Annotated in this window: 21 protein-coding genes; 10 read left to right on the top strand and 11 right to left on the bottom strand. The window is 71.1% G+C overall.

What is annotated here, in order from left to right; genetic code table 11:
* Positions 1-2: 2 nt before the first annotated feature.
* The 3 genes from rocD to FHX71_RS21450 all read right to left on the bottom strand — a co-directional run bounded on the left by rocD (position 3) and on the right by FHX71_RS21450 (position 2865).
* Positions 3-1496 carry an ornithine--oxo-acid transaminase gene (rocD, locus tag FHX71_RS21460; RefSeq protein WP_182619462.1) on the bottom strand — a complete coding sequence of 498 codons (1494 nt, stop codon included), beginning with the start codon at positions 1494-1496 and terminating at the stop codon, positions 3-5.
* 108 nt (positions 1497-1604) lie between these two features.
* Positions 1605-2384 carry an HMG-box domain-containing protein gene (locus tag FHX71_RS21455; protein ID WP_182619461.1) on the bottom strand — a complete coding sequence of 260 codons (780 nt, stop codon included), beginning with the start codon at positions 2382-2384 and terminating at the stop codon, positions 1605-1607.
* A gap of 1 nt (position 2385) precedes the next feature.
* Positions 2386-2865, bottom strand: a complete 480-nt coding sequence (locus FHX71_RS21450; RefSeq protein WP_182619460.1) for an OsmC family protein — start codon at positions 2863-2865, stop codon at positions 2386-2388.
* A 180-nt stretch (positions 2866-3045) separates the two neighbouring features.
* On the opposite strand from FHX71_RS21450, the gene FHX71_RS21445 reads away from it, so the two are divergent.
* From FHX71_RS21445 to FHX71_RS21435, 3 genes are read left to right on the top strand one after another with little or no spacing between them, the layout of a single operon-like run.
* Positions 3046-3612 carry a hypothetical protein gene (locus FHX71_RS21445; protein ID WP_182619459.1) on the top strand — a complete coding sequence of 189 codons (567 nt, stop codon included), beginning with the start codon at positions 3046-3048 and terminating at the stop codon, positions 3610-3612.
* A gap of 52 nt (positions 3613-3664) precedes the next feature.
* Entirely contained in the window at positions 3665-4468 is an 804-nt protein-coding gene (locus FHX71_RS21440; protein WP_142040341.1) for a thymidylate synthase, read from the top strand.
* Entirely contained in the window at positions 4468-4983 is a 516-nt protein-coding gene (locus tag FHX71_RS21435; protein ID WP_182619458.1) for a dihydrofolate reductase, read from the top strand. Before FHX71_RS21440 ends, FHX71_RS21435 begins: the two co-directional genes overlap by 1 nt.
* Positions 4984-5005: 22 nt before the next feature.
* On the opposite strand, the gene xylB is transcribed toward FHX71_RS21435, so the two are convergent.
* Both xylB and xylA read right to left on the bottom strand, forming a co-directional pair.
* The gene (gene xylB / locus FHX71_RS21430; protein ID WP_182619457.1) at positions 5006-6496 is read right to left on the bottom strand and encodes a xylulokinase; all 1491 of its coding nucleotides are present in this window, start codon (positions 6494-6496) and stop codon (positions 5006-5008) included.
* A gap of 161 nt (positions 6497-6657) precedes the next feature.
* Positions 6658-7812 carry a xylose isomerase gene (gene xylA / locus FHX71_RS21425; RefSeq protein WP_182619456.1) on the bottom strand — a complete coding sequence of 385 codons (1155 nt, stop codon included), beginning with the start codon at positions 7810-7812 and terminating at the stop codon, positions 6658-6660.
* A gap of 90 nt (positions 7813-7902) precedes the next feature.
* Here xylA and FHX71_RS21420 point away from each other — a divergent pair, with 90 nt between their 5' ends.
* Positions 7903-9126: an ROK family transcriptional regulator gene (locus FHX71_RS21420; protein ID WP_182619455.1), complete on the top strand. Its 1224-nt coding sequence runs from the start codon at positions 7903-7905 to the stop codon at positions 9124-9126.
* A gap of 58 nt (positions 9127-9184) precedes the next feature.
* On the opposite strand, the gene FHX71_RS21415 is transcribed toward FHX71_RS21420, so the two are convergent.
* A complete protein-coding gene (locus FHX71_RS21415) occupies positions 9185-9952 on the bottom strand; it encodes a GntR family transcriptional regulator (RefSeq protein ID WP_182619454.1) in 768 nt (255 codons plus the stop codon).
* 239 nt (positions 9953-10191) lie between these two features.
* Between FHX71_RS21415 and ehuB the strand changes: the two genes are divergently transcribed.
* Genes ehuB through ehuA form a run of 4 tightly spaced genes read left to right on the top strand, consistent with a single transcriptional unit; the run spans position 10192 to position 13295 of the window.
* Positions 10192-11133 carry an ectoine/hydroxyectoine ABC transporter substrate-binding protein EhuB gene (gene ehuB, locus FHX71_RS21410; RefSeq protein ID WP_182619453.1) on the top strand — a complete coding sequence of 314 codons (942 nt, stop codon included), beginning with the start codon at positions 10192-10194 and terminating at the stop codon, positions 11131-11133.
* An 8-nt stretch (positions 11134-11141) separates the two neighbouring features.
* Entirely contained in the window at positions 11142-11870 is a 729-nt protein-coding gene (gene ehuC / locus FHX71_RS21405; RefSeq protein WP_182619452.1) for an ectoine/hydroxyectoine ABC transporter permease subunit EhuC, read from the top strand.
* A complete protein-coding gene (ehuD, locus tag FHX71_RS21400; protein ID WP_182619451.1) occupies positions 11867-12508 on the top strand; it encodes an ectoine/hydroxyectoine ABC transporter permease subunit EhuD in 642 nt (213 codons plus the stop codon). The genes ehuC and ehuD overlap by 4 nt, the downstream gene beginning before the upstream one ends.
* Entirely contained in the window at positions 12501-13295 is a 795-nt protein-coding gene (gene ehuA, locus FHX71_RS21395; RefSeq protein ID WP_220490230.1) for an ectoine/hydroxyectoine ABC transporter ATP-binding protein EhuA, read from the top strand. The genes ehuD and ehuA overlap by 8 nt, the downstream gene beginning before the upstream one ends.
* Before the next feature lie 120 nt (positions 13296-13415).
* On the opposite strand, the gene FHX71_RS21390 is transcribed toward ehuA, so the two are convergent.
* The gene (locus FHX71_RS21390; RefSeq protein ID WP_182619450.1) at positions 13416-13865 is read right to left on the bottom strand and encodes a MarR family winged helix-turn-helix transcriptional regulator; all 450 of its coding nucleotides are present in this window, start codon (positions 13863-13865) and stop codon (positions 13416-13418) included.
* A gap of 158 nt (positions 13866-14023) precedes the next feature.
* Between FHX71_RS21390 and FHX71_RS21385 the strand changes: the two genes are divergently transcribed.
* Both FHX71_RS21385 and FHX71_RS21380 read left to right on the top strand, forming a co-directional pair.
* Entirely contained in the window at positions 14024-14911 is an 888-nt protein-coding gene (locus tag FHX71_RS21385) for an aldo/keto reductase (protein ID WP_376770153.1), read from the top strand.
* Positions 14912-14948: 37 nt separating this feature from the next.
* The gene (locus tag FHX71_RS21380) at positions 14949-16211 is read left to right on the top strand and encodes an MFS transporter (protein ID WP_182619449.1); all 1263 of its coding nucleotides are present in this window, start codon (positions 14949-14951) and stop codon (positions 16209-16211) included.
* Positions 16212-16457: 246 nt separating this feature from the next.
* Here the strand turns inward: FHX71_RS21380 and FHX71_RS21375 are convergent, their stop codons facing one another.
* The 4 genes from FHX71_RS21375 to FHX71_RS21360 are packed head-to-tail and all read right to left on the bottom strand — an operon-like array spanning position 16458 to position 20016.
* Positions 16458-17432 (bottom strand): protein-L-isoaspartate O-methyltransferase family protein, encoded by a 975-nt coding sequence (locus FHX71_RS21375; RefSeq protein ID WP_182619448.1) that lies wholly within the window; start codon positions 17430-17432, stop codon positions 16458-16460.
* Positions 17433-17487: 55 nt separating this feature from the next.
* Positions 17488-17907 (bottom strand): lasso peptide biosynthesis B2 protein, encoded by a 420-nt coding sequence (locus FHX71_RS21370; RefSeq protein ID WP_182619447.1) that lies wholly within the window; start codon positions 17905-17907, stop codon positions 17488-17490.
* Positions 17904-18212 (bottom strand): PqqD family protein, encoded by a 309-nt coding sequence (locus FHX71_RS21365; protein WP_182619446.1) that lies wholly within the window; start codon positions 18210-18212, stop codon positions 17904-17906. Before FHX71_RS21365 ends, FHX71_RS21370 begins: the two co-directional genes overlap by 4 nt.
* The gene (locus FHX71_RS21360) at positions 18202-20016 is read right to left on the bottom strand and encodes an albusnodin/ikarugamycin family macrolactam cyclase (protein ID WP_182619445.1); all 1815 of its coding nucleotides are present in this window, start codon (positions 20014-20016) and stop codon (positions 18202-18204) included. Before FHX71_RS21360 ends, FHX71_RS21365 begins: the two co-directional genes overlap by 11 nt.
* Positions 20017-20050: the final 34 nt, after the last annotated feature.

Raw genomic sequence — 20050 nt, 5'->3', positions numbered from 1 at the left:
GCTCAGCCGGCGGTCGGTGACAGTTTGGGCCGACGCCGTTTGCGCGGCGGGGTCACCTTGGCGTCCGGGATGTCTGAGGTGTCCGCAGATGGGGTGCCCGCATCGGCCTCCTCGGGAGCCTCGGGTGTCTCGGCATCGGACGCCGGTGCCTCGGTCTTCGTCGTGTCGGCCGAAGCCGGCTCATCATCCTCCGCCTCCGCCGGCTCCTCGACCTCCGCCCGCGCCTCGCCGTCCGAGCCGCCGTCCTCGGAACCCTCACCCGGGCCGCCCTCGGAACCGCCGTCCCGGAGCGCCACGAGCGACTCCTCCAGGATGTCCAGCGCCATCTCCAGCTCGGGCTGCACGATCGACAGCGGCGGGGACAGGCGGATCGTCGACGCGTGCGTGTCCTTGGCGAGGACGCCGCGCTCCAGCAGCGCCTCGCACAGCTCGCGGCCGGTGCCGAGCGCCGGGTCGACGTCGATCCCCGCCCAGAGCCCCACGCAGCGCGACCCGGTGAGCAGGCCCTGCTCCACGAGCGCGTCGAGCCGTTCCTGGAGCACCTTGCCCGACGCCGCGGCGCGCGCCTGGTACTGCCCCGTCGAGAGCAGGTCGAGGGCCGCGACGCCGACCGCGCAGGCCAGCGGGTTGCCACCGAACGTCGAGCCGTGCGTGCCCGGCGTCAGGACGTTCAGGATCTCGGGCTTGCCGACCACCGCGGAGACCGCGACGATGCCGCCGCCCAGCGCCTTGCCCAGACAGACCAGGTCCGGCTGCACGTCCCAGAGCTCGCAGGCCAGCGTGGTGCCGGTGCGGCCCAGGCCCGACTGGACCTCGTCGGCCACGAGCGCGATGTTCTTCTCCGCGGTGAGGGCGCGCAGGCCCGGCCAGAAGTCGTCCGGCGGCACCACGACGCCTGCCTCGCCCTGCACGGGCTCCATCAGGACGGCGACCGTCGTGTCGTCCACGGCGTCGGCCACCGCGGCCAGGTCGCCGAAGGGCACCCGGACGAACCCGGGGGCGAACGGGCCGAACCCGTCGTGCGAGACGGGGTCGTCCGACAGGCCGACCAGCGTGGTGGTGCGGCCGTGGAAGTTGCCGCCGGCCACGATGATCGTCGCCTGGTCCGCGGGGACACCGCGCACGTCGTAGCCCCACTTGCGGACCGCCTTGATCGCGGTCTCCACGGCCTCCGCGCCGGTGTTCATCGGCACCACGAGGCTGTCCTCGCCGCCGGTGGTCAGCGGTCCCACGACCTCGACGAGCCGCTGGGCGAACTCCTCGAGCCGGTCGTGGTCGAACGCACGGGACGTGAGCGTCACCTGGCGCAGCTGCGTCATCGCCGCAGCCACCAGCCCTTGGTGCAGATGCCCGAAGTTCAGGGCCGAGTAACCCGACAGGAAGTCGAGGAACTCGTTGCCGTCCGTGTCCCATACGTGCGTACCGTGCGCCCGCGCGATCGTTATCGGCAGGGGATGGTACGTCGGCGCGAGGGCGCCGTGCGTCGTTTCCGCCATGAACGGCAGCCTAGGTCGGCTCCCGGAATCCTGCCGATCCGCTGGTTGATATGGGTCTTAAGGCACCCCGGAGGGGGTGCCGCGCGGCCCCCGGAGGGGCGGCGCGGCCTACTTCTGCTCGATGACGCGCGGGAACCGGTCCGGCGGGGGACCGAACGCGGCGCGGGACTGCGCGATCACGGTGTGGCCGAGCGCGCGTGCCCCGACCAGGCCGACGACGGCGCCGATGCCGAACGGCAGGATGCGGCCCAGCAGCAGGCTGCCCTGCTTGGCGATCTGCTTCTTGATGAACTGGTGCGTCAGCGCCTTGTTCACGCGCTGGAGCGTGCCGCGCGGCATGCTCGTGAGCAGCACCTTGCCCCACGCGACGCCCGAACCGCCGATGGCGTCCTCGACGTCCTTGGCACCCTTGTCGCCGAGCACCGTGGCGAGCAGGAGCGCGCGCCGGCGTGGGACGTCCTGCACATCGATGCCGTGCACGTCGGCGATGGCGAGCGAGAACGCCGCAGACGACGCGAAGAACGTCGCCACGTCGCTCGTCGACAGCGCGACGCTCGCCGCCGTGCCGACCGCCGGGATCGCGGCGGCCGCGCCGACCGCGCTGCCCGTGGTCTGGATGACCCGCAGGTACTCCTTCTCCAGCAGCTTGACGATCTCCGCCGGCGAGGCGTCGGGGTTCCGCGCGCGGATCTTGTCCACATGCTTGTGGATGGTCGCGGACGGGATGGTCACCGCCCGGTCGACCAGGTGGTCGAGCGGGCCGTCCGGCTTGTAGTTCAGCCAGTCCGCCTTGGTGACGTGCAGGGAGTCGTCCGGCTTCACGAGTGCGTCGCCGGGGGTCGCCCTGCCGTTGGACTCGGCCCTGGTCAGCTTCTTGTCGTCGGTCATGTCAGCCCTCCGGCTGGTTGAACTGCGCGTCCGGGATCTGGGCGCCCGCCTTGAGCGTGCGGCCCACGGTGCATGCCTTGTCGATCGATCGCTGGGCGATCGTCAGGAGCTTTGCCCGGTCCTCGTCGTCGAGGGAGGACAGGTCGATCTCGAACGTCTCCGTGAGGACCGGGTACCGGTCCTCCGCCATGTCCTTCGGGTCCTCGACCCGGATGGTGGTCCTGTAGTCGTCACCCAGACGGCGCGAGAAGGCGCGGTCGCTGCTCATCCCGGCGCAGGCGGCGAGCGCGATCTTCAGCAGCTCGCCCGGCGTGAACACCGCGCCGGCGCTCGCCGGCCCGATCTCGACGCTGGCGCCGCGGGCGGAGAAGCCCGTGTACGTCCGCGTGCCGTTGCGCTCCACCCACAGCGGGTCCGTGGGCGAGGGGGTCACGGCGTCCTCGTTGCTCGTGGCTCCCGGGGTGGTCGTCTGCTCCGTCATGAGGGTGATCCTTCCACTGGTCACCGACACGGTCACGTAGCTGGGCGCAGCGGGTCCCGGTCGGTCGGCCTAGTGGTCAACGCGGACGGCCTCCGCGACGTTCCCGTCGGCCGCCCTGTCCGGCCCTCGGACCGGCCCGTTCGCCGCGCCGATCCGCCCCTGCGCTGCGACGATTCTGCGATGGGGGAGAAGCTGAGCGGTGAGCAGGGGGCGGCCGGTACGACGTCGGGCAGCGGGAAGGTGCTGTGGACGCCTGACTGGCGCGACATCGTGAAGCGGCTGCTCGCCGTGGCCGGGGTGGTCCTGGCCGTCTGGCTGATCTATCTGTTCCTCGACGCGTTCCTCCCGCGCTGGTGGGCGCAGGTGATTGGCAACGCCGTGGACGGCTCGTTCGCCGCGGGCGCGTGGTGGGGGCTGATGGTCGGCGCCGTGTTCACGCTGGTCCCGGTGCTGTTCCTGGCGCAGGCGGTGCTCACCAGGAAGTCCCTCCAGGTGCGCAGCGCGTTCCTCGCCCTGGCGGTCGTGTTCGCGATCCCGAACCTGCTGACCCTGGGGATCGTGCTCGGCACGTCGGCCGCGGCGCACGCGGGCGAGCGCATCCTCGACGTGGACGGTCCCGCGTTCCGCGGCGGGTCGGCGTGGGGCGCCGTCGTCGGCGGCGTGGTGGCGCTCGTGATCGTGACCATGGGCGTGCTCTACCGGCGGCGTGGTGTGCGGCTCAGGGAGCTGCGCGCGCAGCAGGGGTGACGCGCGAGCACCCCTCCCGGGTCCTCGACGGGAGCAGACGTACGCTTGCCCCATGACCGAGATCGACACCCCGTACGAGGACCTGCTCCGCGACGTGCTCGCCACCGGGACCCGCAAGGGCGACCGCACCGGCACCGGCACCCGCAGCGTGTTCGGGCGGCAGATCCGGTACGACCTGGCCCAGGGCTTCCCGCTGGTCACCACCAAGCGCGTGCACCTCAAGTCGGTCGTGTACGAGCTGCTCTGGTTCCTGCGCGGCGACTCCAACGTGCGCTGGCTGCAGGAGCGCGGCGTGAAGATCTGGGACGACTGGGCCGACGAGTCCGGCGAGCTGGGCCCGGTCTACGGGGTCCAGTGGCGCTCCTGGCCCACGCCCGACGGCGGGCACGTGGACCAGATCGCCAAGGTGGTCGAGCAGATCCGCACCAACCCGGACTCGCGCCGGCACATCGTCACGGCGTGGAACCCGGCCGAGGTGGACGACATGGCGCTGCCGCCGTGCCATGCCCTGTTCCAGTTCTACGTGGCCGACGGCAAGCTGAGCTGCCAGCTCTACCAGCGCTCCGCCGACCTGTTCCTCGGGGTGCCGTTCAACATCGCCTCGTACGCGCTGCTCACGCACATGGTCGCGGCGCAGACCGGCCTCGAGGTCGGCGAGTTCGTGTGGACCGGCGGCGACGTGCACATCTACGACAACCACGTGGAGCAGGTCGAGACGCAGCTCGCGCGCGACCCGTACCCCTACCCGTCCCTGCGGCTCGCGCCGCGCGACTCGATCTTCGACTACGAGTTCGAGGACGTCGAGGTGCTGGGGTACGTCTCGCACCCCACCATCAAGGCCCCGATCGCCGTCTGATGATCGGGCTCATCTGGGGACAGGCGCGCGACGCCGCAGGCCGGCCCGTGATCGGCGCGGGCGGCGACATCCCGTGGCACGTGCCGGAGGACTTCGCGCACTTCAAGCGGACCACGTCGGGACACCCCGTGGTGATGGGCCGGCTCACCTGGGAGTCGCTGCCCAGGCGCCCGCTGCCGGGCCGCACCAACATCGTGGTCTCGTCGCGCGGCCCGTTCGGGGTCCCGGACGCCGGCGACAGCGTCGTCGCGACCGCGTCCCTCAGCGAGGCGCTCGGGCTCGCGGCCGAGGCCCCGGGCGGGGACGAGATCTGGGTGATCGGCGGGTCCCAGGTCTACAACGCGGCGCTGCCCGTGGCCGATGTGCTCGAGGTCAGCGAGATCAACACCGAGGTCGAGGGCGACGTCTACGCCCCGGAGATCGGTCCGGAGTGGGCGGTCGCCTCCGCGACGGACTGGACGACGTCGTCCTCCGGGCTGCGGTTCCGGCACCTGCGGTACACGCGCCCCGACTGACCGGGGCGCGCGTACGGGCAGGTCAGACCAGGTCGCTGACCGCCGCGTACTGCTCGCGGACCACGGGCTTCGGGTCGGCGGCCAGCGTGGCCGCGATCGTCGTCGACCAGGCGGGTGGGGCGACGTCGTCCGCGCCGCCCTCGGCGGAGGCCGCGGCGAGCGTCCAGGCCGCCTGGCGCGCGGCGCCGTCGGCCACGTACTCGCCCGGCTCGGGGATGCCGATGGGGAGCCCGAAGACCTGCGGGGCGATCTGCTGCACGGCCGGCGACTGCGCCGCCCCGCCGATCAGCATGACGCGCTCCACCGAGACGTCCTGCGCGCGCAGTGCGTCGAGGCCGTCGGCGAGCCCGCACAGCATGCCCTCGATGTAGGCCCGGGCCAGGTGGGCGCGGGTCGAGGTCGCCAGGCGGATGCCGTGCAGCGTGCCGGTGGCGTCGGGCCGGTTGGGGGTGCGCTCGCCCTCCAGGTACGGCACGAGCACCAGGCCGTCGGACCCGGGCGGGGCCTGCAGCGCGAGCTCGGCCAGCTCGTCGAAGTCGACGTTGAGCACCTCGCGCGCCGCGTCCACGACGCGCGCCGCGTTGAGCGTGACGGCGAGCATCAGGGCGTTGCCGGTCGCGTCGGCGAAGCCGTTGATCGCGCCGGAACCGTCCGCGGTGCGCTTCGGCGCGACGGCGGACACCACGCCCGACGTGCCGATCGAGATGGCGATGTCGCCCGGCGTCATGCCCAGGCCGAGGGACGCGCCCGCGTTGTCGCCCGCGCCGGGGCCGATCAGGGCCCCGCCGTCGACGTCGGCGCCCGCCACGCTCGGGTGCGCGACGGCGCCCGCCTCGGCGACGCCGACGACGCGCGGCAGCAGGACGTCGGTCCGGCCCAGGGCGCGTTCCAGCAGGTCGGGCCGGTACTCGCCGACGGAGGCGTCGTAGTACCCGGTGCCCGAGGCGTCCGAGCGGTCAGTGAACAGCTTGTCGAGCTGCGGGCCCAGGGGAGCGGTCGGGTCGCCTGCGGGCCCGTAGCCCGCGATGCGCCAGGACAGCCAGTCGTGGGGGAGCGCGACGGCGGCGACGCGCGCCGCGTTCTCCGGCTCGTTGTCGTGTAGCCAGCGCAGCTTGGTCACGGTGAGGGAGGCGACCAGCACGGAGCCGACGGCGTCGGCCCAGGCCTGCGCGCCCGCGGCGCGGTCGCCATCGCCGAGCTCGGTGATCAGGGCTTCGGCCGACGGCGCGGAGCGGGTGTCGTTCCAGAGCAGCGCCGGCCGGACGACGTTGCCGTCGACGTCGAGGGTGACCATGCCGTGCTGCTGGCCGCCCACGGAGAGCGCGGCGACGTCGGCGAGGCCGCCCGCCGCGGCCGCCGCCTCCTGGAAGGCGTCCCACCAGTGCCGCGGGTCCACCTCCGTGCCGTCCGGGTGCTTGGCGGAACCGGTGCGGACCAGCGCGCCGGTCTCGGCGTCGCGCACGACGATCTTGCAGGACTGCGTGGACGTGTCCACGCCGGCGACGAGGGGCATCGGTGCTCCAGGAGGTGGTTCGTAGGAAGAGGCGACTGACACGCTACCGCGCGGTGCGCGAGCGTCTGGTCGAGCCGAACGCACCGCTGGTCGAGCTTGTCGAGACCTGGTGAGGTCTCGACAAGCTCGACCAGCGGACGGGACTTCGACCAGAGAGGAGGTCAGCCGATCAGGTGGTTCAGCGCCAGCTGGTGCAGGCGGACCAGGCCGTAGTCCTTCTCGGCCAGGGCGTCGACGTCGGGGTCGGCCTCGGCGAGGAAGGAGTCGAACGTCTCGCCCTCGGCGAGCGTCGACTGGCCCAGCTCGAAGATCCCGGCCTGCTCGAAGGCGGCCTGGACCTCGGGGTCCTCGCGGTACTGCTTCGCCTTGGCGGCGAGCAGGTCGTACGTCTTCATGTTGGCCTTGGCCGACTCCCACACGCCGTCGAGGTACTCGGTGCGCGAGGGCTTGTAGTCGAAGTGCCGCGGGCCCTCGTAGCGGGGGCCGCCGTTCGGGAAGCCGTTCTCCAGCAGGTCGACCGTGAAGAACGCGGACAGCAGGTCGCCGTGGCCGAACACGAGGTCCTGGTCGAACTTCGGGCCGTGCTGGCCGTTCAGGTCGATGTGGAACAGCTTGCCGACGTGCAGGGCCAGGGCGATGCCGTGCGTGTAGTTCAGGTTGGCCATCTGCTCGTGGCCGACCTCGGGGTTGAGGCCCACGATGTCGGCGTTGTCGAGCGAGTCGATCAGCGCGATGGCGTGCCCGATGGTCGGCAGGAAGATGTCGCCGCGGGGCTCGTTGGGCTTGGGCTCCAGGGCGATGTTGAGCCCGTAGCCCTTCTCCTTGATGTACGAGGCGACGGTGTCGATGCCCTCGGCGTAGCGCGCGTGCGCCGCGTGGAGGTCCTTCGAGTTGTCGTACTCGGTGCCCTCGCGGCCACCCCACATGACGAACGTGGACGCGCCCATGTCGGCGGCGAGGTCCACGTTGCGCAGCACCTTGCGCAGGCCGAAGCGGCGCACCTCGCGGTTGTTGGAGGTGAACGCGCCGTCCTTGAAGACGGGGTGCGTGAACGTGTTGGTGGTGACCATCTCGCAGACCAGGCCGGTCTCGGCGGAGGCCTTCTTGACGGCGTCGATGTGCTTCTGGCGCTCGGCGTCGTCCGAGCCGAAGGGGTAGACGTCGTTGTCGTGGAACGTGAAGCCCCAGGCGCCGAGGTCGGCGAGCTTGCGGACCGACTCGGCCGGGTCGAGCTCGGGGCGGGTCGCCGTGCCGAACGGGTCGGCGGCAGGCCAGCCGACGGTCCACAGGCCGAACGAGTACTTGATGTCGCTCACGGGGTCTCCTCGTCGAGGGCGGCCCCGGCATGCGGCGCCGCATTAGTTGTACGACTGAACTATTACCCGGGCCTCGGCTACAGTCAAGGCGTGACCACCGCCGGGACCGCCCACGAGACCACCACGCGGACGGGCCCCGCCGCGGCCCGCCAGCACTCCCTGCGCGAGCACAACCTGGAGCTCGTGGCCCGTGCCGTGTTCGAGGTCCCGGAACCACTGTCACGCGCCGGCGTGGCCGCCGCGACCGGTCTGGCCCGCGCCACGGTGTCCACGCTGGTGGACCAGCTCGTCGCCGCCCGGCTGGTCCGCGAGCTGCCCGCCGTGACCGGTGGACGCGCCGGCCGGCCCGCCGTGCCCCTGGTCCCCGCGCCGCGGTCCGTCGTCGGCCTCGGGCTGGAGGTGAACGTCGACTACCTCGGCGTGCGCGTGCTCGACCTCACCGGCGACGTCGTGGTCGACCGCGTGGTCCCCGGCGCGCTGCACGACAGCGACCCCGCCTTGGTGCTGCACCGGCTCGGCGACCTCGCCCGGGAGGTGTGCGACGACGTCGCGGCCGCGGGCATGACCGTCGCCGGCGCGCGGCTCGCCCTGCCCGGCCTGGTCGACCCGCGCACCGGCCTGCTGGAGGTGGCCCCCAACCTGGGCTGGTCCACGCTCGACCCCGTGCCGCTGCTCGGCCTCGGCGACCTGCCCGTCCGCATCGCCAACGAGGCCAAGCTCGCCGCGCTCGCCGAGCTCGCCGGCGGGTCCGACGTCGCTGCCCCGGACTCGTTCGTCTTCGTCTCGGGCGACGTCGGCATCGGCGCCGCCATCGTCGTCGACCGCGCGCTCTTCCTGGGGGAGCGGGGCTGGAACGGCGAGATCGGGCACGTCGTCGTCGACCCTGCCGGGCCGCGGTGCTCGTGCGGCGCGTTCGGATGCCTGGAGCAGTACGCGGGCAAGGAGGCGATGATGCGCGCCGCCGGCCTGCCGCCCGACGCGCCGCTCGCCGCGCTCGTCGGCCTGCTCACCGAGCGGGACACCGCTCCGGGCGCCGACGGCGCGGCCCTGCCCGCCGGCCGCGCCCTGGGCTCGGCGCTCGCGGACTTCGTGAACCTGCTCGACGTGTCCACCATCGTGCTCGGTGGCGCCTACACCGAGCTGCTGCCGTGGCTCCGGGCCGACGTCGAGGCAGTGCTCGCCGACCGCGTCCTCGCGGCGCCGTTCGTCGACCTGGAGGTGCGGGCCGCCCAGGCCGGCCCGCAGGCGGCGCTCACGGGCGGGGCGCGCGAGGTGCTGCGGGCGGTCCTCGCGGACCCGGCGGCCTGGGTCTGACGGCGGCCGTTCGGGGAGCCGGGTCTCGACAGGCTCGACCAGCGGCGCGGCTCGACCCTTACATCTCGTCGGGGGCGTCGATCGGGCCGAGCGTGATCGCCGGCGCGTCGGCGGGCTCCTCCAGCGTCTCGACGGGCTCGTCCTCCTTGCCGAGCAGGCGGGCGACGGCACCGTCGAGCATCTCGGTGATGACCGTGACCAGGCCTTCCTCGTCCCGGGCCTCCAGTCGTTCGACGATCACCGCGTGCGCGTCGGCTGTGTCCTTGCGCACCACGTACTCGTCGCTCACGGAGAACGTGGCCATCCGCACCTCGACGATGAGCGTGGTCATCCAGCGCGTGAGCCAGGGGTTGCCGGTGGCCGCGACGAGCGCCCAGTGCAGGTTGAGGTCGGCGCCACCGAGGCGCCGTGCGTCGCCCGTGCGGTTCGCCTCGACGAGCTCGTCGTGCGCCCGGCGCACGCTCGCCAGAGCGGCGTCGTCCCCGGAGCGGACGAGCAGGCGGGCGGCGGTGATCTCCACGGACTTGCGCGCCTCGTAGAGCGCCGGAAGCCGCTCCTTGGAGATGGTCGCCACGCGCATGCCGCGACCGGGGGTCGCGACCAGCAGACCCTCCTGGACCAGGCGCTGGGCGGCCTCCCGCAGGGGGCCGCGGCTCACGCCGAGCTGGGTCGCGACCTCGACCTCCCGGATCGGCGAGCCGACGGCGAGCACACCGGCGTACACGGCGTTGCGCAGCTCGGTCTGGATCAGGTCGACGGTCGAGGGACGCGTCACGCGCGAGAAGGACGGCGCAGTCGCCAGGGTGGCCCGTGGCGGGTGGGACATCGGTGCTCCTTCCGTGAGCGCAACGTCGATGACGACCATCATCGCCGGTGCGCGGACATCAGTGTGGCCACGGCGGTAGCAGGGGTGGCGCCGGCCGGGTGAACTTGCAGATTGTAGACAATCCTAATGTCGAACGCTAGATTGTCTGAACGTCGCCAATTCGCTACGGTGGCGAGTCGTCCGTGAACTCCAGCCCATCCGGGCTTTACGAGACCTGCCCGGATGGCGTGAAGGGAACCATGTCTAGATCAAGCGTCCGCCCGCTCCGCCGAGCCGTCCTCGCCACAGGGTCCGTACTCACCCTGGTGGCGCTGGCCGCGTGCTCCCGCGTCGACACGAGCGGAGCAGAGGGCGGCGGCAGTGCCCTGGAGAACCTCCAGAGCAAGGGCACCGTCACCGTCGGCTTCGCCGGCGAGGAGCCCTACAGCTACGAGGACGCGAACGGCGAGCTCACCGGCGCGACCGTCGCGCTGCACCGGGAGGTCTTCTCCGAGCTGGGCATCGAGACCGTCGAGGGTGTGAACACCGAGTTCGGCTCGCTGATCCCCGGCCTCAACGCCAACCGCTTCGATGCCGTGAGCGCCGGTATGTCCATCCTCCCGGAGCGCTGTGAGGAAGCCTCGTTCAGCGAGCCCGAGTTCATGTACACCACGGCGTTCATGGTTCCTGCGGGCAACCCGGACAACCTGACGGACATGCAGTCCGCCAAGGACGCGGGGGTCAAGCTCGCCACGATGAGCGGTGCGATCGAGGGCGACTACGCCTCCTCGCTCGAGATCGACAACACCGAGGTCGGGACGCCCCAGGACGGCCTGGACGCGCTGACGGCAGGTCGGGTCGATGCGTTCGCACTGACGGCCATCTCGCTCAACGCGCTGGCCGCGAAGTCGGACGCCGACATCGAGGTCACGGAATCCTTCGTGGCCGAGATCGACGGCGTACCGCAGATCGGTGCCGGCGGCACGGTCTTCCGCACCAACGACACCGAGCTCCGCGACGCGTACAACGAGAAGCTCGCCGAGATCGTCGCGGACGAGGACCGCTACCTCGACATCGTCGGTGAGTATGGCTTCACCGCCGCCGAGCGTCCCGTCGAGGGGATGACGACCGAGAAGCTCTGCGAGGGTGACCTCGAGACGCTGGCAACCGAGCTCGCCCCGGAGCTCGGCCTGGACGGCTGACCGAGCCCGTGTCCGAGAATCTCGAATATCTCGTCAACGGGCTGCCCCGGCTCGGTGAGGGCGTCCTCGTCACGCTGGAGCTCACCGTCGGCGGCGCGGCCCTCGCCTTCCTGGTAGCCATGCTGCTCGGACTCGGGTCGCGCGGCCGGTGGTGGGTCCGGGTGCCCTCACGCGTCGTCGTGGAGTTCTTCCGCGGGACGTCGCTGGTCGTGCAGCTGTTCTGGCTGTTCTACGTGCTGCCCGTCTTCGGGTTCCAGCTCGAGTCGCTGGCCTGCGGCATCCTCGCGCTCGGCCTGAACTACGGTGCGTACGGCGCCGAGGTCGTGCGTGGCTCCATCAACGCGGTGCCGCAGGGGCAGTGGGAGGCCACGACGGCGCTCGACATGAGCCCTGGGCACCGGCTGCGACGCGTGATCCTGCCCCAGGCCTGGCCGCTGATGATCCCCATGTTCACGAACCTGCTCATCCAGCTCGTGAAGGGCTCGGCCCTCGCCACCTACATCCTGCTGCACGACCTCAACTACTTCATCGAGCAGATGCGCCGCGGGACGCAGGACACGGTGTTCTCGTACGTCGTCGGCCTCCTGCTTTACTTCGCCATCGCGTACCTGCTCACGCTGCTGATGAACGCCATCGAGGCGCGGGCCAAGAGTCGTGTCGGCATCGGCCCGTCGCCGCGTGAGGTGCTCCAGGTCGCGCCCGTACCCACCACCACGGGCGGAGGTGTCACCGCATGAGCTTCACCTGGAGCTGGGACCGCGTCGGGGAAGTGCTTCCGCTGCTGATCGACGGCCTCTGGATCACGCTGCTCGCGACCGTGGTCGGCATGGCCATCGCGTCGGTGCTGGGCCTTCTCGTCGCCCTTTTGCGCCGCTCGAAGCTGCGCATCGTGACGATGCCCGTCGGCCTGCTGACCGAGTTCATCCGCTCGACCCCGCTGCTCGTGCAGCTGGTCTTCGCCTACCTCGTGTTCAGCAGCACGCCACCCCTGGTGATCGGCTGCATCGTGCTCGGGATCCACTACGCGACGTACCTGTCCGAGGTGTACCGGGCCGGTATCGACGCGGTGCCGAAGGGACAGTGGGAAGCCGCCGTCGCCCTCGACCTGCCGCGTTCGCGCACCTGGGGCGCGGTCGTGCTGCCGCAGGCCATCCGCAACACGCTGCCGGGCCTCGGCAACTACGCGATCTCCATGTTCAAGGAGACGCCCTTCCTCTTCGCCATCACGGTCGTCGAGATGTTCAATGCCGCGCAGAAGTACGGCGCAGCGAACTTCGTATACATCGAGGCGCTGACGATGGTCGGCCTGCTCTTCCTCATCGTGAGCTACCCGACGTCGATGCTCGTGCGCCGATTGGAGAACCGCCTTGCCTAGTCCCGCTACCCAGGACGCCGTGGACACCCCGGCGATCGAGTTCCGTGGGGTCGTCAAGCAGTTCGGGGACAACACCGTGCTGGACGGCCTCGACTTCACGGTCGCCAAGGGCGACCGCGTCACGCTGATCGGGCCCTCGGGCTCCGGAAAGACCACCATCCTGCGTCTGCTGATGACGCTGGAGGAGTCGGACGGCGGCCTGATCTTCGTCGACGGTGAGCCGTACACGCACGAGATGCGTGGCGACAAGCGGGTCGCGCGCAGCGAGAAGCAGCGTGGGCTCGTCCGTCGCCGGGTGGGGATGGTGTTCCAGCAGTTCAACCTGTTCCCCAACATGACGGTGCTGGAGAACATCATCGAGGCCCCGATCCACGTGCTCGGCTGGCCCAAGGCGAAGGCGGTCGACAAGGCCGAGCACCTGCTGGAGCTCGTCGGCCTCTCCGACAAGCGGGACGCGCGCCCGACCCAGCTCTCCGGCGGGCAGCAGCAGCGCGTTGCCATCGCGCGGGCCTGCGCCATGGAGCCCGACATCATGCTGCTCGACGAGGTGACCTCCGCGCTCGACCCCGAGCTCGTGGCCGACGTGCTCGGTGTGCTCCGCAACATCGCCGAGACCACGGACATCACCATGCTGATCGTCACGCACGAGATGCAGTTCGCCCGGGAGGTCTCCAACCGGGTGCTGATGTTCGACGGCGGCAAGATCATCGAGGAGGCCGACCCGGAGACGATCTTCACGTCGCCGGAGAACGAGCGGACCCAGGAGTTCCTCCGCGCGGTCCTCTGATCTCACCGACCACCTGACTCGCCGCCGCCGGTGAGCCGAGTCAGGGGAGTGGTTCGACCGGGCGACTGACTCGGCGCATCGCGCGCCGCGAGTCAGTCGTTCGGTCGTTTTCCTACCCGGTCAGACCCCAGCGGACACCCCGCCGAGCGTGCCCACGAGCACGGCCAGCTCCGGCACCTGCTCCGCCTCCTGCAGCGCCTCGTGCAGCGCGCGGTCGTGCGTGGGGCGCGCCGCGAGCAGCAGCTTCTCGCCGGCCTGCGTGAGCTCGGTGTAGATGCCGCGCCGGTCGTCCTGGCACAGCACCCGCGTGAGCAGGGCGCGGTCCTCCAGGCGGTTGACCAGCCGCGTCGTCGCGCTCGGCGACAGCGCCGTGGCGCGGCCGAGCTGCTGCATGCGCATGTGCCAGCCGTCCTGCCGGGACAGCGCGTCCAGCACCGTGTACTCCACGACGGACAGGCCGTGCTCGGCCTGCAGCGCGCGCTCCAGCGCGGTGTCGATCAAGCCGTGCAGCGCGGCGAGCGTTCGCCAGCCCTGGGCACGGATCTCGACGGCGTCGTCGGCGATTCCCATGGGCGCCTCCTCGTCGGGCGTGATTCCGGTCTCCAACTATAGCGCTTGTGCAACTAGTGCGCGCGTGCAACTATCTAGGAGGCGTATGCAACTAAACGCGTCCGCCAGGTGTCCGCGTACGCACAGCGGCACCGCTCGGAGAACAGCAAGGAGCCCCCATGTCATCCCCCGTCGAGACCCCCACCACCGCAGGCACCGGCACGGCAGCCACGGCGATCCCCGCCGTCGCGCTCCCGAACGCCGCCCGCCCGGGCGCGACCATGCCGCAGGTCGGGTTCGGCGTCTTCCAGGTGCCCGACGCCGAGACCACCCGCGCCGTCGGCCACGCGCTGGAGGCCGGGTACCGCAGCGTCGACACCGCGGCCGTCTACGGCAACGAGGCCGGCGTGGGCCGCGCCCTCGCGGAGTCCGGTCTGGCCCGCGAGGACCTGTTCGTCACGAGCAAGCTGTGGACCGACTCGATGGCGCGCGGCGCCGTCCGGCCCGCGCTGGAGCGCAGCCTGGAGCTGCTCGGCCTCGACGCCCTCGACCTGTACCTGATCCACTGGCCCGCACCCGGCCGCGGGCAGCACGTCGCCGCCTGGGAGGGCCTGATCGAGGCCCGCGAGGCCGGCCTGGTCCGCGAGATCGGCGTCTCGAACTTCCAGCCCGCGCACCTCGACGCGATCATCGCGGCGACCGGGGTGCGCCCCGTCGTCAACCAGGTGGAGCTGCACCCCGCCCTGCAGCAGCGCGAGCTGGGCGCCCACCACGCGGGCCTGGGCATCGTCACCGAGGCGTGGAGCCCGCTCGCGCAGGGCGCCGTGCTCGACGCCGCCCCCGTGACCGACGCCGCCGGCGCGCACGGCGTCTCCGCCGCCCAGGTGGTGCTGCGCTGGCACCTGCAGCACGGGAACGTCGTGATCCCCAAGTCGGTCACGCCCGCGCGCATCGCGTCGAACCTCGACGTGCTCGGGTTCGAGCTCACCGCGCAGCAGGTCGCCGCGATCGACGCCCTGGACCGGGACGGCCGCACCGGCCCGCACCCGGACCGCTTCGACGGCTGACAGAAACCACCGCACCACCACCTCAAGGAGCACCGTCATGCCTGTCGCCCTGTGGGCCCTCGCCATCGGGGGCTTCGGGATCGGCCTCACCGAGTTCGTCATCATGGGCCTGCTGCCCGAGGTGTCCGCGGACTTCGGCGTCACCGAGACCGTCGCCGGATACCTCATCTCCGGCTACGCGCTGTCCGTCGCGGTCGGCGCCGTCGGCCTCACCGCCGCGCTGACCCGGGTGGACCGCAAGAAGGCCCTGCTCGGCCTGATGATCCTGTTCATCGCGGGCAACCTGGTGTCCGCCGTCGCGCCCACCTACGAGCTGATGATGCTCGGCCGGGTCGTCGCGGCGCTGTGCCACGGCGCGTTCTTCGGCATCGGCGCGGTCGTGGCGGCCGACCTGGTCGCCCGCGACCGGCGCGCCGCCGCCATCTCGATCATGTTCGCCGGGCTGACCGTCGCCAACGTGCTGGGCGTGCCGTTCGGCACCCTGCTCGGCCAGGCGGCGGGCTGGCGCTCCACCTTCTGGGCCATCACCGGCATCGGCGTGCTCGCGTTCATCGGCATCACGCTGCTGGTCCCGGCCCGGGTAGGGGTGCCCGACGACGCGGGGCCGAGCGGGCAGGCCGGTCCGGGCCTGCGCGGCGAGCTCGCGGCGTTTCGCGCACCGCAGGTGTGGCTGTCCATCGTCGTGACGGTGCTGGGCTTCGGCGGCATGTTCGGCGCGTTCACCTACATGGCGTTCACGCTCACCGAGGTCAGCGGGTTCGCGAGCTCGACGGTGCCGTGGCTGCTGATCCTGTTCGGGGCGGGCCTGTTCGCGGGCAACCTGGTGGGCGGCAAGGCCGCGGACAAGAACCTCGGGGCCACCCTGCTGACACTGCTGGTGCTGCTCACCGTGGTCCTGGCGGTCTTCGCGCTCACCGCGACCAGCCAGGTCGCGACCATGATCAGCCTGGTGCTGATGGGCGCCGTCGGCTTCGCGACCGTGCCGGGGCTGCAGATGCGGGTCATGCGGCACGCGTCGGCCGCGCCCACGCTCGCCTCCGGCGCGAACATCGCGGCCTTCAACCTGGGCAACGCGTTCGGCGCGTGGCTGGGCGGGCTGACGCTCGCCGCCGGGCTCGGGTACACGTCCCCGCTGTGGGCGGGCGCCGTCGTGACCCTGGCCGGACTGGTCGTCATGGTGGTGGCGACGCTGGCCCGAGGCGGGGAGCGGGCCGAGGCCCGGGCCGGGCGTCTGGACCCAGAGCAGCTGGCCGACGAAGTGCGCCCGGCGGTACCCGCCGGGCACCTCGTCGAGCAGTAGGTGCGCCTCTGTGACTCGCCGAACAGAGGCGGCCCCCTGGAGCATCAGCGGCACCCACCGAAGCGTGGGTGCCGCTGTCTTGAAAGGGGCCGTAGCTCTGGCTCAGAAGTCGCAGTTGTTCTCGGGGTTGTGGCAGTGGCGACCGACCTTGCACGTGTCGCAGTTGCAGTAACAGCGGAAGCGCGTCATACGGGTCCGGATGGTGCCGAGTCTGGTGAGCACGTTGACGAGTGTCATGGCAACTCCCTAGGTAAGTGGCTGGACGGTGACGGTGTAGCCGTTCTCCGAGCGGACAAGTCGCGCCGGGAGCTCATGGGTGGTGGGCGAACCGACCAGCCGCCAGTTGGTGATGAGGTCGTGCAGCCTGGTACCCACGGCCGAGTTGGCCGGACGGGTCACCAGGTGTGTGCCTGTGACGAAGGCAGCGTCCGGTTCGCCGCCAAGAGACCCGAGCCCGATGCCCGTTCCGAGTTCGGTGGTGGTGACCAGAAGCCCTTCGGGGTCGCGAGCGATGAGCCAGTTCTTGAGGTGCAGGTAGTCGTCCGGCTCGGTAGTCCACGTGGTGGCTCGGCCGACGCGCAGGGCGGCCAGGAGCTCGCGGGCGGCGTCCTCGGTGATCGTGGCGTTGGTCGCGAGGTCGAACCTGTCGTCGTCGTCCGCGGTCACGTAGGTGGCTGCCTGCGGCTTCTCGTCCCCGATGGTGGGCGTGTAGCCACCGGCGAGGACGAAGACGTCCGGCTCGCCGTCGGGTGTGTTGCGGATCTGGGCGACCGCATAGGCACCGGGTAGCGACGACAGCAGGCAGCCGGCGATGAGCTCACCGCCGGGGGCGAGCTGGTCGAGCCACGCGGCAGGGATCTGGGGTGGCGTGGTACCGACGAAAATGCGGTCGTAGGGTGCGCCCTCAGGCCAGCCGTACATGCCGTCACCGTGGATGGCTTGCACCTGGTGCCTGTGCTCGGCGAAGAGGCCCCGCGCTCGCTCGGAGAGGTCGGCAGAGATGTCGACCGTAACCACGACGCCGGTGGGGCCGACGAGGTGGGACAGGAGTGCGGCCGAGTAGCCCGAGCCGGTGCCGATTTCCAGGACGCGCATCTCTGGTCGTACGTCGAGCATCCGCAGGTGGCGCAGCGTGACGGGCGCCGGGGTGCACGGGCGCACCGCTTTGCCGTCCGCCCCGTGGTAGAGCTCTGCGGGGATGGCGCGGGCGGCCGCGTCCACGCTGTCGGTCGTGCTGGGACTCATGCGGGTTGGTTCCTTTCGTGGAGCCGATGGATCACAGGCGGATGGTCACGTGGAAGGGGTCATCGAACATGCCGGGCTCAGCCACTGGCTCGCCGTCGACTTCGATCCAGGCGTGTGACTCGCTCGGGTTGAAGCGGCAGCCGATGCACCAGCTGACGTGACGCCCTCGCCAGGCGGCGATCAGGAAAGCAGTGAGCGAGAGGTCGAGGCAGGTGGCCCGGCCTGGGTAGTGCGCGGCTGCCCAGTCCCTAGCGCGGATGACCTCGCGGGCGACATCCAGCGAAGCATGCCGCGGCGCGACTTGCTGGACGCTTCCAGCCAGTGCGAGGACGGCGCGCAGTGGTAGCAGTCGGAGCATGCCCACGGCGATAAGCAGGCTGGTGATGGCTATCACCGCATGGCCGGGTGCTGGGCGGGTCGGTGCGATCTGGGTCGCCATGGCGATGCTCATATCGCACGGTCCTTTCGTGAGCGATAGGGCGGCCGCAGCAGGCCGCGCCCGTGCAGGTCTCGGACGAGTGCATCGCCGTCACGCCGTGCTCGCTCCTGAGAGATCCCGTAGCGGGCGGCGATGTGGTCGGCGGTTGCGGTGACGCTCATGCCCGTGGCTAAGCACTGCCACCACGCTGCGGCTACCGGGCTCAGGGCGCGCCAGCGTCCTCGGCCGCGTAGGTCGAGGACCATGCCGCCCTGTCGGGTGATCGTGGCGCGCACGTAGCGCGGCGGCTTGAGGAACGTCAACGGCTCAGTGCGCATGTGCGGTCACCTCCCACTGCGGGACGCTGGTCTCGGCGCGGTACTGGCTGAGCCACAGTTCGGCCGTGATGACCGACTCCAGGGCCGCGAAGCGGGTCGGGATGCCAGCGGCGGCGAGCGCGAGGTCGTGCGCGACCGCATCGGCGTCGAGGAGGCCGGTAGCAACCAGCTCGGACGAATCGAGCAAGCACCGAATGACCTCGATGTTCCGGGCGACACCGACATAGCCAGCCGCGCCGTAGACGCCCTTGGTGCGGCGGTCGAGCAGGCTGCTCGGCACCAGACCGCGCAGGGCTTCGGCCATGAGCGGCTTCTGGCGGTGCGGATGGTTATGGAGGTAGGGCGGCAGCGCCACGCATGCCCGGACGACTTCGTTGTCCAGGAAGGGGGTGTGCAGCCGCAGGCCGAGCGAGGCTGCCTGCGCGTTGAGCTCGGCCTGGTAGGTGCCGAACTCGCGCACCTCGTCCCGCGCACGACGCCTGCTCATCGAGCCGTAGCCGCGCGGAGCGACAGTTGCCAGATCCGAGATGCTGGTCAGCAGGCCAATCCGAGCATTGGGGGTCAGCCAAGCGGCAACGCCACTTGGAACCAACCAGCGCAGTGGCCGACGCCCGTGTGCACGCTGACCACCCAGCCGGATGGCCGCTGCTAGTTGGCGGAGCGCATCAGGATAGGAGGTGTCTGCCAACTGGTAGGCATTCTGGGCGACGTCGTAGACGGGTCGGTGCCTGAGCCGGGCGCGCGCCCTGGCAGCGCGCCACAGCGTGAGGTGGTGGCCGCTTGCTGCAAGGTCTGCCAGGCAGGTCGCGGGTGCAGCAAGCAGCAGATCCCCGCCCGACCCGGTCAGGTGGAGCGTGCTGCCAGCCGCTACGGCGTGGCGCTGGTAGGACCATTTGCGAGCCCACCGCCCGGCATCCGAGTGCGGCTGATCGGTGATTGGGGCCTCGAGCAGATCGTTGAAGAATGTTGGCGGCGGTTCAGGGGCTACCAGCTCGTGCCGTAGGCGGGGCTCAGCGGTCGCGGCGAGGACGGCGTAGGAAACATCGTCGTTGGGGTTGAGCCGGTCAGCGAGCGTCACGCCCAGCACATCCCGCCCAGCCCGAGCCGTGAGAAGCGCGAGCGTGGTCGAATCCAGCCCGCCCGAGAAATCGGCGGTGATGGTCTCGGCGGGGCTAGTGGTGCGCGCCTCGATAGCGGTGGTTAGGGCATCCCGCAGCCGCACGGCGGACTCCGCGAACGTCGTCGGCTGTTGGTCCGGCTCGTAGGGATCGACGTGGCGCGATCGTGCGGTCAGCGTCAGGGCGTGGCCACCGGGTACGCGGTGGACGCCGGCGAACGTGGTGTGCGCACCGACCAGATCACCGAGCGTGGGGACCACCAGCCGATGCACCATCCCGGCCTGGTCGATGGCGGCCTTGGTGGCGTGCGCAAGCGGCTTGGCCTGTGTGGCCCAGAGGGCGACGTCATCCGAGCGTGCGTGGTAGACCGGGCGCTGCCCGCACAGGTCGGTCAGAACGACTGTGCTCCTACCCGTATCGGCGACCACCCAGTACGAGCCTGGCCAGCGCGTCAGCTCGTGCCAGTCGCTTCGCCGGACGTGCGCCAGACCGCGTGCCAGCTCACCGCCCGACAGCCAGACGTCACCGACGACGGCGAGGCGCTGTGTCCCGTCCTCCACCATGCGCACGACCGTCTCGGGCCGGTCCGGCTCGTCGACGACCCAGACGGGCCGCTCTCCGCCCCACAGCTGTCGTGCTTGTCCTGGCCCGGGAATCGCGGCCGATGCTCCAGCGAGCCAGACCATGACGGTGCCCCTCTCATCTGTGCAGGAGCGGGGG

Source organism: Promicromonospora sukumoe (genome assembly GCF_014137995.1).
GTDB classification, from domain to species: Bacteria; Actinomycetota; Actinomycetes; order Actinomycetales; family Cellulomonadaceae; genus Promicromonospora; species Promicromonospora sukumoe.
Note: the sequence above shows the minus strand (reverse complement) of the source record. Positions and strands in the feature narration are given on the sequence as shown.